This is a genomic window from Elusimicrobiota bacterium (assembly GCA_016182905.1).
GTDB lineage: Bacteria > Elusimicrobiota > Elusimicrobia > UBA1565 > UBA9628 > GWA2-66-18.
Genome location: JACPFR010000025.1, coordinates 17050 through 28654 on the forward strand (window position 1 = coordinate 17050; position 11605 = coordinate 28654).

Sequence of the window (11605 nt, forward strand, 5' to 3'; positions counted from 1 at the left end):
ATGGCGATCTACACGCGGACGGGCGACAAGGGCGACACCGGGCTGTTCGGCGGCGACCGGGTGCCCAAGTGCGACCCCCGCGTGGACGCGTACGGCGAGATCGACGAGCTCAACAGCGCTCTCGGCCTTTCCCGCGCGCTGTTCCGCGAGGATCCCGCTCTCAAGACCGTGGACGAGGGCCTCGCGCGCGTGCAGGCCGAGTGCTTCATCATCGGCGCCCTGCTCGCCACCCCCGCCGACAAGCTCGGGAAGCTCACCCCGCCTTTCGACACCGGCCTCCCCGCGGACGCCCCCAAGCGCCTCGAGACGGAGATCGACGCCTGGGACAAGCACCTGACGCCGCTGAAGACCTTCATCCTTCCCGGCGGCGGCCGCGCGGGCGCGGCCCTGCACCTGGCGCGCGCCGTCAGCCGACGCGCCGAGCGCGCCGCCGTCGCGCTGTGCAGCGTCGACGCCGTGCCGGAAGGCGTGATCGTGTATTTGAATCGATTATCCACATGGTTATTCGTCGCCGCAAGATTCGTTAATAAAGAAACGGGCCATGCCGAAACCCCCTGGACAGGTCTGAAATAATGGACGCGGTCGTCGTAAGGGGCGTCATCCACGATTACCCCGCCAAACGAAAGTCTGCCGCGCGAAGAGCGCTCAATGACGTGTCGTTCTCCGTCGCCGAAGGCGAATTGTTCGGCCTATTGGGCCCGAACGGAGGCGGCAAAAGCACGCTTTTCCGGATCCTCGCCACCTCATTCCCCCCCACGAGCGGATCGGCGGCGATCCTGGGTCGTGATTTGATCGCCGATCCGGCTTCGGTGAGGCCGTTTCTGGGGATCGTTTTCCAGTACCCGTCTCTCGACAACAAGCTGACGGTGCGCGAGAACCTGACTCACGGCGGAAGACTTTACGGCCTCTCTGGGACGATCTTAACGAAGCGTATCGACGAGATGCTCGGCCATTACCGCCTGACCCCGCGCGCCGGCGACCTGTGCGGGACGCTCTCCGGCGGCCTGCGCCGCCGCGTCGAGCTGGCGAAGAGCCTCCTGCATCGGCCTTCGGTCGTGCTGCTCGATGAGCCCTCCACCGGTCTCGACCCCGCCGCGCGCCAGGACCTGTGGGAGCACCTGCTGAAGCTCAAGGCCGAGGGCGCCGCCATCCTGACGACGACCCACCTGATGGACGAGGGCGAGCGCTGCGACCGCGTCGCCATCCTCGACCAAGGCAAGATCGTCGCCCTCGGCGCGCCTTCCGCGCTCAAGGCCGAGATCGGCGGCGACGTGATCACGATCGAGACCGACGACGCGTCGGGCCTGCGCGACGAGATCACGAGGAAGTTCGGCGTCACGCCCCAGGCCTTCGGCGCGACGCTGCGCCTCGAGCGCGCCGCGGGCCACGCCTTCATCCCCCAGCTCGTCGAGGCCTTCCCCGGGCGGCTGCGCACGGTGAGCCTCTCCCGCCCGAGCCTCGAGGACGCGTTCCTGCACCACGCGGGCCGGCGCTTCGCCGACTCCGACGAGGCCTCCAAATGAGCGCCCTCCTGACCCTCTGGGAGCGCGACATCGTGCGCTTCTTCCGCGACAAGCCGCGCGTGATCGGCGGCCTCGTCCCGCCGATCGTGTTCTGGCTCCTCATCGGGGCCGGCCTCGGCACCTCCGTGCACGTGCCCGGCGCGCCGGAGGGCATGAGCTTCCTCCAGTATTTCTACGCGGGGACCTTGGTCCTGATCGTGCTGTTCACCTCGATCTTCGCGACGATCTCGATCATCGAGGACCGGCACGAGGGCTTCCTGCAGGCCGTGCTCGTGGCCCCCGTCCCGCGCCTGTCCATCGTGCTCGGCAAGGTGCTGGGCTCCTCGACGGTCGGGCTCGCGCAGGGCCTCGCCTTCCTCGCGCTCGCCGGAGCCGCCGGCCTGCATCCCGGCCTGCACGGCTACGCGCTGGCCTTCGCCGTCCTGACGCTCTCCTCGATCGGCCTGACGGGCCTCGGCTTCTGCATCGCCTGGGTGCTCGACTCCTCGCAGGGCTTCCACGCCGTCATGAATCTTTTCCTCATCCCGATGTGGATGCTGTCCGGCGCCTTGTTCCCGTCCGCCACCGCGCCGCGCTTCCTGCAATGGGTCATCGCGGCCAACCCGGTGTCCTACGCGGTCACCGGGCTCCAGCGCGCCCTGCTCCCCTCGGTCGTCGCTGAAGGAGCCGCCTCGATGGGCTGCTGCCTCTGGGTCCTCGCCGCCTTCGCGGCCGTCATGATCGGGACCAGCGTCTTCGTCGCCTCCCGCCGCGACGCGCGCTGAGCGACCCCGGAGGTCAGTTCTTCGACCGGAGCGCCGGCGGCAGCAACTTCGTCGGCAGGGGCAGGGACCGCTGGTCGCGAAGGATGTGATGCAGGCCCTGGTTGGGGTCCGTGGGGTGGAAGAAGGGGATCTCGGCGCGCTGGAAATCGAACTGAACGAGCAGGCCCACCGTGTGCCCGCCGTTGCCGTGGCCGCGGGAGGCGTTGAACCCGTAGCCGTAGCCGCTCAGGACCTGCCAGGCCTTCGAACGCGAGACGTACAGGGCGCCGAAGCCGACGCCGGAGTGGGTCTTGCCGCGCTGGGCGAAGCCCTCGGCGTAGTCGACCAAAGCCGTCGAGGCGGTGACCATCCCCGTCCAGGTCTTCTTGTCGCGGCTCAACGGGACGATATAGCTGCCGCCGAGGAGGCCGTAACGCCGGGCGCTGATCTCCTCGTAATAATACCCCGGCAGCGAGAGCGGGAATTCCGTGGCCATCGGCAGGTCTCCGCCCAGCCGGTAGGCGCTGAAGCGGTCGGCGCGGATGCTCGTGCCCCCGCTCAAGGTCGCGATGAAGCGGTCCGGAGAGCTCGGCTCGTTGTAGATGAGCAGGGCCCGCCCCCAGAACAGCTGCGAGTTGGGCTCGATGCGGCGGTCGCCTCCGTAGCCGTAATCCATCGGCGCGAGGCGCCAGCGGCCCTCGTACCAAGCGGAGACCTCCATCGCCAGGTTGGGGACGAGATAAGGCTCCCTTCCCCCCAGGCGCAGGCCCGCCCGCCCGTTGACCTCGGTCTGGGCCTCGGGCATGGCGAAGGCCCGGTCCGTCGTGTCGTCCCGCGTGTACTTGGAGTAATGGCTCTCGACGCGGAGTATGCCGGCCAGCGGGACGGGGCCTTGCGGAGGGAAATCATGGTAAAGGCTGAGGGAGGCGCGGGCCCCGTCTCCCCGGTAGGATTCGCCTCTCACGAAGCGGTCCTGGCGGATCTCGGTGTGGCTGTCGGCGAAGGCGCCTCCCGCCAGGCCGAGGCCGAGGTCGGTCTTCTCCCCGAGAGCCTTCTTGAAGCCGAGCTCGGAGTCGGCGTAGGCGGGCGCCACGATCAGCCGCAAGGCGCGCTTGGGCGAGAGGAACCTGGGCACGTTCAGGTAGTAATACGCGTAGGCGGCCAGCGGTCCCCGGCCGTCGACCGCCTGGTTGAAGCCCAGCTGCAGCAGCTGCCGCCGCTCCGGATCGATCTGGGCGCGGGCCGGGACGGCCCCCGCGCACAGCAGGAACGGGATGATCAGCCATCGCACGCGTCGATTATGCCAAGAGAGCCATTGCGGGGACATGGCTCCGAGGCGACGTTTCCGCGACGCCCGGGGTCACTCCGGCTTGTAGTCGGGGTCGCAGCCGCGTCCGACGAGGATGACGCCCGTGTTGGTCGCCCGGCAGCGCTCGACGAGGCCGCGAGGGCAGCAGCGCTCCTTGATCTCGTCGTAGTTCGCCGAGCTCGCGCAGTTCCCGTCGGAGGACGCCGAGAGGATGCGGCATTTCACCTCGACCCGGTCCTTGATGCCGTCCAGGGCGCGCTTGGTGACCTTCGCCACCGGGAGCGAACGGGCGCGCTGGGCCGCCGGGGACAACGGGATGGCCGGCGCGGAGATCGTGGCGGTGGACTTCTCCGGCTCGTAGGCCGACTTCGGACGCTGATACGGCTTCGGCACCCGGCCTTTCTTGTCGGACGTGACCAGTTCCGCCGCCCCCGAGCTCCCGCCCTTGTTGCCGGACATGCCGCCGCCGGCCTTCTCCTCCTCCTTCTTCTCCGGCGCCGGGCCGCAGCTCCCCCCCTCGTCGCCGCAGCCGAGCGCGGAGAAGACGAGCAAGGCGTTCAGGAACGCCAGGAGGCGCAGGCCCGGTCCCATCCCCAGAGTTTAAGACGCCGCGGCGGTTTCGTCAACCCTTGTCGCCCTTCCTCGGCCTTGCTAGACTCTCGGCATGATCCAAGACCTGCTCGGCTCGATCGCCTCGACGCAAGCCTACCGCCGTTTCGCCGCGGAGAAGACCAGCCGCACCGTCCTCTACCTCTTCTTCATCAGCCTGATCTTCACGATCGGCGGCTCGATCGCCATGCAGATGCGCATCGGACCCGTGGTCGACCAGACCTTCGCCTGGCTCGCCGCCGAGGTCCCGACCTTGACCTTCTCCGCCGGCAAGGTCACGAGCTCCGAGCCCGCCGCGAAGCGCCTGGTGCACCCCCAGGCCCCCGAGGTCGCCGTCATGATCGACACGGCCCGCACCGAGCCGGTGACCTTGCAGGTCATGCAGGAGAGCAAGGTCCTCGCCTACCTGACCAACAACGCCCTGAGCATCGACCAGGGCGGGAAGCTCGAGACCTACGACCTCTCCAAGGCCGCCCTCGAGCGCCCCATGGTCGTCGACTCCAAGTTCTTCCGCGAGGCGGCCGGCGCGCTGAAGAAGGTCGTCTATCCTCTCGCGATCGTCACCGTGTTCGTGTTCGCCGCGGGCTGGACGGCCTTCGCCGGGCTGGTCTACACCTTGGTCGCCATGCTCCTGCAGGCGATCGGGGGCGGCGCCCTGACCTTCGGCGCCCTATTCCAGATCGCGATCCACGCGCAGACGACCGCCCTGCTCGCGCGGATCGTCCTGTCCTTCCTGCCGTTCGCGGTCCCGCTCTCCGGCCTGCTGACGATCATCATCACCTCGGTCTATCTCTGGCTGGCCGTGAAGGCCAACGCGGCCGCGGCCGCCGAGACCTCGGCGATTTGAGGGCCGCCGCCGCGCTGGCGCTGCTCGCCGCCCTGGCCGGAGGCTGCGAGTGGCTGACCGGCGACTTCCGCCTCTCCGGCGTCGTCGAGATCTCTCCCGCCCTCGAGGCGCGCATCCCGAAGACGAACTCGGTGCTGTTCGTCATCGCGCAGAACGCCGGCGGCGTGCCCGTCGCCGTCCACCGCATCGTCAATCCCGAGTTCCCGGCCCCGTTCTCGATGTCGCCCCAGGACCTGCTCGTCCCCGGCATCCGCCGCAACGAGCACCTCGTCGTCGTCGCCCGCCTCAACGCGCACGGCATACTCGGCGCCCCCAAGCCGGGCGACCTCGAGGGCCGCTGCGCGGAGGCCGCTCATCCCGGCGACCGCGGCGTGAAGGTCCGGCTCGATAAAGCGCTATGAAAGAACACCGGCTCGCCGTCCTCGTCCTCGCCGCCTTGCTGTCCGTCCCTCGCGCCGCCGCCGCCGCGCAGGTCCTCGCGGGCATCGACGTCCTCGAGGAGGACGGCTTCCGTCCGCTGCAGGGCCGGCGCATCGGCCTCATCACGAACCACACGGGCAAGGATCGCGCCGGCCGCTCGACGATCGAGGTGCTCGCCCACGCGCCCGGCGTGACGCTCGCCGCGCTGTTCACGCCCGAGCACGGCCTCAAGGGGACGATCGAGGAAGGCCAGCCGTCCTCGGGGACCGTCGTGCTCGAGGACGGACGCAGGGTCCCGCTGTTCAACAGCCTTTACGGCCCGGAGACCGCCCGCGCCCCCACGCCTGAGATCCTCGCCGACCTGAAGCTCGACGCCCTCGTCTTCGACATCCAGGACATCGGCGCGCGCTTCTACACCTACTCGGCCAGCATGGCCATCGCGATGGAGGCGGCCGCGAAGAGCGGCCTGCGCTTCGTCGTTCTCGACCGCCCCAACCCGATCTCCGGGACCGTCGTCGAGGGCCCCTTGCTCGACCCGAGCATCCGCCACATCACCGCGTACTTCCCGATCCCGGTCCGGCACGGCCTGACGATGGGCGAGCTCGCGCGGCTGCACAGCCAGTCCGGCAAGGCGGGCGCCGACCTCGAAGTCGTCCGGCTCAAGGGCTGGAAGCGGGAGTTCTGGTACGACGACACCGACCTGCCCTGGACCCCGCCCTCGCCGAACATGCCCGACCTCGACGCCGCGGCCCTGTACCCCGGCGTCGGCTGCTTCGAGGCGACGAACGTCGCGGTCGGCCGCGGCACGCCGGTCCCCTTCCGCTGGATCGGCGCCCCCTGGTTCGACTCCCGGAAGGTCCTCAAGCGCCTCAAGAAGGCGAAGCTCGCGGGCGTCTCCTTCGAGCGGGAGGAGTTCACGCCGACGAAAAGCGTCTATGAAGGCAAGCGCTCGCCGGGCATCCGCGTCAGGATCACCGATCGGAACAAGATCCGCCCGCTCGAGGTGTTCGCGCACCTCGTGACCGCGGTGCGCGACGCGCATCCCCGGGACTTCGTGGTGCGCTGGCCGGAGATCCGGCGCATGGTCGGAACGGACCGCTTCAAGGAGCTCTACGAGTCGAAGGCCGACGCGAAGACCCTCATCCGGCACTTCGATGAAGGCCCGGCGCAGTTCGAGGCCGCCCGCCGCTCCGTGCTGCTTTACTGACCCGCATGAGGCGGCTCCTCCTCCTGGCGGCCGTATCGGCCTGCGCGTGCTCCGGCCCGGACGCCAGACGCGCCCCGGCGTCGGGCACCATGTCCGGGCTCGACGTCCTCGTCGCGCAGGGGTTCAAGCCCCTGCGCGGGAAAAAGATCGCCCTGATCGCCGACGCCTCGGCGCTCGACCGGCGCGGACGCCGCGCCGCGGACCTCCTCGCCGCGGCGCCGAGCGTCCGGCTGACCCGGGTCTACGCTCCGGCCGGAGGGCGCATCGAGGAGGCGCGCTTCGATCCCGACCGGCTCGCCGGCCTCGACGTCCTGGTCTTCGACGCGCAGGACTCCGGCGCCCGCTTCGACGTCCTCCTCGCCGGGATGGCGCTGGCGCTGGAGGCGGCGAAGGCGGCGGGCGTGGACTTCATGGTGCTCGACCGTCCCAACCCGATCCGAGGCGACATCGTCGAAGGTCCTCTCCTCGCCGATCCGAGCCTGCGCTTCCTGACTCCGACCGCCTTCTTCCAGGTCCCCGTCCGCCACGGGCTCACGGCGGGCGAGATGGCGCTGTGGCATAACCGCTCCGTCGGCCACCGGCGCCTGAGCGTCGTCAAGATGCAAGGCTGGGAGCGCGCCCTCTGGCACGACCAGACCGGCCTCGCCGCGCCGAACATGCCCGGCGCGGAGGCGTCCGCCCTCTACCCGGGCATCGGCATCTTCGAGGCCTCCAACATCGCGGTCGGCCGCGGGACGCCCGCGCCGTTCCGCTGGATCGGCGCCCCGTGGATGAAGGCGGAGGAGATCGTCTCCCGCCTGCAGGGGACCGTCGAAGGCGTCGAGTTCTCCGTCCAGGACTACACGCCGGCCAAGAGCGTCTTCGCCGGCCAGGCCTGCCGCGGCGTGAAGATCACCGTCACCGACCGCGACGCGATGCGCTCCCTCGCGGTGTTCCGCCACCTCGCCCTCGCCCTGCGCGAGTTCAACCCCAAGGAGTTCGAGTGGCGCTGGGACGAGGCCAAGCGCATGGTCGGCGTCGACGAGTTCCGCCTCCTCTGGGAGACGGGCGCCGGCGACGAGGCCTTCATCGCCCTCTTCGACAAGGGCCCCCGCGACTTCGAGCCCTCCCGCCGCTCCGTGCTCCTGTATTAGGTGTCAGGCATTCCGCTTTTTTCACTTTTCGGAGAAAAGTGAAAAAAGCGGAATGCCTGACACCACCTCCTAGCGGCCTTCGCCGTCGAGGGCGGGGGCGAGGACCCAGCCGAGGCCGAAGGTGCCGACCGTGCCGATGATGACGAGCCAGCTCCAGCCGAGCGGGATGATGGCCTTCTCGGACAGGACGAGCAGGACCGCGTTGACGACCGCCATGGAGCCCATCGCGACGACGACGGCCTTGTCGCCCTTGCGCTTGGTGGCCATGCCGAGCAGGAACACGCCGAGCAGCGAGCCGTAGGTCACGCCGCCGATCTTGAAGGCCAGCCACAGCATCTTGTCGAAGAAGCTGAAGAAGTAGGCGATGCCCGCCAGCGCGAGGGCGAACAGGGCCACGCAGACGCGGGAGACCTTCAGGTAGTGCGCCTGCGACTCGGCCGTCGCGACCAGCGGCTTGTACAGGTCGTTGACGAACACCGCCGTCAGCGACGCGAGCGGGGAGTCGATCGAGGCCATCACGATCGCCGTCAGCACCGCGCCGCGCAGGAACCGCGGCATCACCGTGGCCGCGAAGTGCGGGTAGATCTTGTCGAGCTTCTCCGGGAGCGCCAGGCCGGGGTTCTGCTTGTAGAAGACGAACAGCAAGGTCCCCACCGCGACGAAGACGACCAAGGTCAGCAGGGACCCGGCGATCGAGAGCAGGATCGTCTTCTGGCTGTCGCGCCGCGTCTCGACGGTGAGCAGCTTCTGCGTCATCTCGTGGTCCGTGCCGAAGGCGGCGGTCGAGCCGACGAAGCCGTTGAGGATCGCGATCCAGACGATGTTCGGGTTGCCGAAGAACTTGGCGAGGAAGCCCGGCTCCATCACGTTGGGACCCCAGTTGAGGATCCGGATCTTGCCGGCCTCGGACGCGAGCTGAAGGGCCGCCGGGAGGCCGCCCTCGATGCGGTGGATCAGGAAGGCGATGGTCACCGCCCCGACGCCGAGGAAGGTCAGCGCCTGGAGGACGTTGGTCCACACCACCGACTCGATGCCGCCGTAGGCGATGTACGCCACGCTGACGACGGTGAACAGCGCGATCGTCGGCGCGATGTGCCAGCCGAGGAGCACGCTGACCGCGACGCTCGCGGCCATCAGGCGCACGCCCGAGGCGAGGAGCCGCGTGACGAAGAAGAAGCCGGTGGCCGTGTACTGGCTGCTCGGACCGAACCGCTGGCGCAGGTATTCGTAGATGGTCGTGCTGTTGTACTTATAGAAGGCGGGGATGAAGAGGAACGCGATCAGGATGCGCGCGCCGGCGGAGCCGATGAAGAACTGCATGTAGCCCCAGTCCTCGCGGAACGTCGTCGCCGGCACGCCGATGATGGTCATCGCGCTGATCTCGGTGGCGACGAAGGAGAGCATCGCGGCCCACCACGGTATGCGCCGGCCGCCGAGGAAGAAGTCGTTCGTGTTCTTGGAGCCGCGCCCGCCCCACCAGCCGACGAGGAACATCAAGGTGAGCGTCCCGAGCAGCACGGTGAAGTCCGCCGCGGTCAGCGCGGAGCCGCCCGTGAACCACGAATTGGCTTCATTCATCTGTTTCTCCTAGAAAATGACCCGCCGCCGCGGCCTGGGCCGCTTCGGCGCGAGAGTACACGCAGAGCCCGGCCGTCCTCGCGGGGAGGCCGGACAGGACGAACGGGCTGCCGAAGCTGATCGCCGTCGCGCCGGGCGCGGAGCGCAGCGCCGCGACGAGGCGGCCGCGCGAGGCGTCGTCGAGGCGGATGCGGCCGGAGTACGCGCGAGGGCCGACGAAGATCCCGGCGACCAGGGCCTCGTCCTTGCGCGCCTTCCCGTTCCGGGCGACGCGGACGCGGACGCCGAAGCGCCTCAGGGCGGCGACGAAGCCGGAGCCCGAGAGCGGGTCGCGCTTCCCGGCCTGAGGCTCGAAGTAGGCGACGCGCTTCGGCGCGGGCCCGAAGGGCGGCCGCGTCCAGGCGGCGCAGGCGGAAAACAGCGGGGCCGCCTCGCGGCGGTGCGCGGCGCCGCCCACCGACGACGGGGACGGCCGCGGGGAGCGAACCCGGCGCAAGGCCGCGTCGAGGCGGCGCTCCGCCTCCGCGCAGCGCCGGCGGAAGGCCGCGTCGCGCCCGGCCTCGACGCGCAGCTCGGCGACCAAAGCGGCCGCGTCCTTCGGCACGAGCAGGACGTCGGCGCCGGCGCGCAGCGCCAGCAAAGCGGCCTCGCGCTCGCCCCAGTGCTTGGCGATGGCGCCCATGTCGAGCGCGTCGGTGGCGATCAGGCCGCGGAAGCCCCAGCCGCGGAGGAGCCTCGGCCCCGCCGCGGACAAGGTGAACGGGAGCCTCGCCGGGTCGAGCGCCGGAACGACGAGATGTCCGAGCATGACCGCGTCCGCGTCGCTCGTGAGAGCCCGGAAAGGAGCCATCTCGCGACGATTCAATAGCGCGCGGGGCGCGGCGACCGTCGGCAGGTCCAGGTGGGAGTCCTCCGTCGTGGAGCCGTGGCCGGGGAAGTGCTTGAGGCAGCCGAGCGCGCCGGCGTCGCGCAGGCCGGAGAGGTAGGCGCGCGCCAGCCGCGCGGCCTCCCGCGGGTCGCGGGAGAAGGAGCGGAGGTTGACGATCGGGTTCCTCGGCTCGCTCAGGAGATCGAGGACCGGCGCGAGGACCCAGTCCACCCCGAGCGCCCGCGCCTCGCGGCCCGTGATCCGTCCTTTCTCCCGCGCGACCGCCTCCGAGCCCGACGCGCCGACCCCCAGGTTGGTCGGCAGGGGCGTGGAGCCGGGAACGTGGACCCAGGCGCCTTCCTCGTAGTCCGCGCAGATCAGCAGCGGCCGCTTGGCCGCGCGGCGCAGGCGTCGCGTCAGGGCTGAAACGGTCCGCGGCGTGCCGCGATAGAGGCAGAAGCCGCCGACGCCGAGCCGGACCAGAGCCTCGGCTTCGCGCGGGTCTTGCTTTCCGACGGTGAAGCCGGGGAACACCAGGCGCGCGGGATCCACTCGCGGATTCTGCCTTTTAAGGGCTCTTCTCGGCAATAAAAGTATAATCGCCCCTTGCCACACTCTCCTTAGAGCATGCACGCCCCTCTTCTCGCCCTCCTGGTCGCCTTCCTCGGGAGCCCCGCGTCCGCCCAGTCCCCCACGACGGCGGCGTACGACGTCAAGGCGACGCCGCTCGACGACCTGTCGCGCGAGCTCCTGACCGAGACTGGCTACGTGATCCGCGACGACGGCAAGATCTGGGACAACATCGCCGACAACGCGGTGCGCCACGACGAGATGTCCTACCTGCTCGCGCGCCTGGCCGGCGCCCGCCGCCTGAAGGCCCTCCTCGAGCTGAACCTCATCCTGAACCGCTCGGAGGGCGAGAAGAAGCTCACCGCGGACGAGCGCGAGACCGTGCGCAAGATCCTGCGCAAGCATTGGGCCGTCTTCGGCGTCGGCACGCGCAAGGACTTCCGCTCCTATTTCACCGTGCGGGAGCTCACCGAGGAGCTCGACAAGATCCCGCCGCGATTCGACCGCGGCTCCGCGCTGCTGATGCGCGACCCGGACCCCGCGACGGCCCCGTCCCGGACCTTGACCGCGGCGCCGATCTCCGTCACGGCGCCGCCGCCCGCCGAGACCTACGCGCCGGTCCCCCTGCCGGCGCCGGCCCCGGAGGCAGCGCCGGCGCCCGAGGCGCCGCGCCAGTTCATCCCGCGTTCCGTGCTGACCCCTTTCCTCGAGCCCCCATCCCTGCGCCGGCCTTCCCCCTTCGCGCCGCGCGCGAAGCCCGCCGCGCCCAGCGCCGCCCGCCATCGCCCCGGCGATAGC

12 protein-coding genes are annotated in these 11605 nt (G+C 70.0%); 7 read left to right on the forward strand and 5 right to left on the reverse strand.

Annotated features, from left to right (window positions below):
* Genes HYV14_10045 through HYV14_10055 form a run of 3 tightly spaced genes read left to right on the forward strand, consistent with a single transcriptional unit; the run spans nucleotide 1 to nucleotide 2287 of the window.
* Nucleotides 1-573 (forward strand): cob(I)yrinic acid a,c-diamide adenosyltransferase, encoded by a 573-nt coding sequence (locus HYV14_10045; protein ID MBI2386339.1) that lies wholly within the window; start codon nucleotides 1-3, stop codon nucleotides 571-573.
* Nucleotides 573-1523 carry an ATP-binding cassette domain-containing protein gene (locus tag HYV14_10050; protein MBI2386340.1) on the forward strand — a complete coding sequence of 317 codons (951 nt, stop codon included), beginning with the start codon at nucleotides 573-575 and terminating at the stop codon, nucleotides 1521-1523. The genes HYV14_10045 and HYV14_10050 overlap by 1 nt, the downstream gene beginning before the upstream one ends.
* Complete coding sequence (locus HYV14_10055; GenBank protein ID MBI2386341.1) at nucleotides 1520-2287, forward strand: ABC transporter permease; 768 nt, start codon at nucleotides 1520-1522, stop codon at nucleotides 2285-2287. Before HYV14_10050 ends, HYV14_10055 begins: the two co-directional genes overlap by 4 nt.
* A 13-nt stretch (nucleotides 2288-2300) precedes the next feature.
* On the opposite strand, the gene HYV14_10060 is transcribed toward HYV14_10055, so the two are convergent.
* Together HYV14_10060 and HYV14_10065 are read right to left on the reverse strand one after the other, a co-directional pair.
* Nucleotides 2301-3557 (reverse strand): hypothetical protein, encoded by a 1257-nt coding sequence (locus HYV14_10060; GenBank protein ID MBI2386342.1) that lies wholly within the window; start codon nucleotides 3555-3557, stop codon nucleotides 2301-2303.
* A 69-nt stretch (nucleotides 3558-3626) separates the two neighbouring features.
* Nucleotides 3627-4166, reverse strand: coding sequence for a hypothetical protein (locus HYV14_10065; GenBank protein ID MBI2386343.1), 540 nt, complete (start codon nucleotides 4164-4166; stop codon nucleotides 3627-3629).
* Between the two features lie 73 nt (nucleotides 4167-4239).
* Here HYV14_10065 and HYV14_10070 point away from each other — a divergent pair, with 73 nt between their 5' ends.
* The 4 genes from HYV14_10070 to HYV14_10085 are packed head-to-tail and all read left to right on the forward strand — an operon-like array spanning nucleotide 4240 to nucleotide 7791.
* A complete protein-coding gene (locus HYV14_10070; protein MBI2386344.1) occupies nucleotides 4240-5031 on the forward strand; it encodes a DUF1189 family protein in 792 nt (263 codons plus the stop codon).
* Nucleotides 5028-5432: a hypothetical protein gene (locus HYV14_10075; protein MBI2386345.1), complete on the forward strand. Its 405-nt coding sequence runs from the start codon at nucleotides 5028-5030 to the stop codon at nucleotides 5430-5432. Before HYV14_10070 ends, HYV14_10075 begins: the two co-directional genes overlap by 4 nt.
* Nucleotides 5429-6658 carry a DUF1343 domain-containing protein gene (locus HYV14_10080; protein ID MBI2386346.1) on the forward strand — a complete coding sequence of 410 codons (1230 nt, stop codon included), beginning with the start codon at nucleotides 5429-5431 and terminating at the stop codon, nucleotides 6656-6658. Before HYV14_10075 ends, HYV14_10080 begins: the two co-directional genes overlap by 4 nt.
* A 5-nt stretch (nucleotides 6659-6663) precedes the next feature.
* Nucleotides 6664-7791: a DUF1343 domain-containing protein gene (locus HYV14_10085; protein MBI2386347.1), complete on the forward strand. Its 1128-nt coding sequence runs from the start codon at nucleotides 6664-6666 to the stop codon at nucleotides 7789-7791.
* 69 nt (nucleotides 7792-7860) lie between these two features.
* On the opposite strand, the gene HYV14_10090 is transcribed toward HYV14_10085, so the two are convergent.
* The 3 genes from HYV14_10090 to HYV14_10100 all read right to left on the reverse strand — a co-directional run bounded on the left by HYV14_10090 (nucleotide 7861) and on the right by HYV14_10100 (nucleotide 11394).
* Nucleotides 7861-9369: a sodium/solute symporter gene (locus tag HYV14_10090; GenBank protein ID MBI2386348.1), complete on the reverse strand. Its 1509-nt coding sequence runs from the start codon at nucleotides 9367-9369 to the stop codon at nucleotides 7861-7863.
* Complete coding sequence (locus HYV14_10095) at nucleotides 9362-10789, reverse strand: hypothetical protein (protein MBI2386349.1); 1428 nt, start codon at nucleotides 10787-10789, stop codon at nucleotides 9362-9364. The genes HYV14_10090 and HYV14_10095 overlap by 8 nt, the downstream gene beginning before the upstream one ends.
* A gap of 464 nt (nucleotides 10790-11253) precedes the next feature.
* Nucleotides 11254-11394 carry a hypothetical protein gene (locus HYV14_10100; GenBank protein MBI2386350.1) on the reverse strand — a complete coding sequence of 47 codons (141 nt, stop codon included), beginning with the start codon at nucleotides 11392-11394 and terminating at the stop codon, nucleotides 11254-11256.
* Nucleotides 11395-11605 lie beyond the last annotated feature (211 nt).